This window comes from Neisseria sp. P0021.S006 (assembly GCF_051956895.1).
In genome coordinates, this window is sequence record NZ_JBQCWZ010001211.1 from 1 (window position 1) to 460 (window position 460).

Here is a 460-nt window from a genome sequence, read left to right on the forward strand (position 1 = left end):
TTTGACATAGTTGCCGTGCCACACGATGTGCATGGCATCTACGTCAAAAAAAGGAACTTCGGTTTCAAAGCTGTGTTGGCAGTAGATGTGTTTTTTCATGGTTTAAAAGAGTGAGTGTGATGGTTTCAGACGGCGTCTTCGCCCCAAAAATCATAAAAATTGAACCATTGTAGCGGATTTTGCGCACATTCTTGCGCCAAAATGTCGGCAAAACGCTGCATCGCGTCTTTGACGGCAGCCTCGCGGTTGCCGCGTTTCCAGCTGGAAGTGTCGGTAAAGCGGCGCAGTTTCAAATGATAGCGGCCGTTTTGTTTGACGCAAAACAGCGTGTTTACCTGTGTTTTTAAAAGCGAAGCCAATAGCCATGCGCCTTGCGGCATAGGGGCAGTGTGGCCTAAGAAATTAATGTCGGCGGTTTTCTCACCGCGTACAGGCACGCGGTCGGCCGCGATGGCAATCC

General features: G+C 49.8%; 1 protein-coding gene and 1 pseudogene. Both read right to left on the minus strand.

The window, feature by feature from the left end:
* Positions 1-99: pseudogene (locus ACTHUM_RS19525) on the minus strand (acyl-CoA thioesterase); the annotation flags it as partial.
* 26 nt (positions 100-125) lie between these two features.
* On the minus strand, positions 126-460 hold a 335-nt coding region (locus ACTHUM_RS19530; RefSeq protein WP_440403945.1), incomplete at its 5' end, for an LpxL/LpxP family acyltransferase.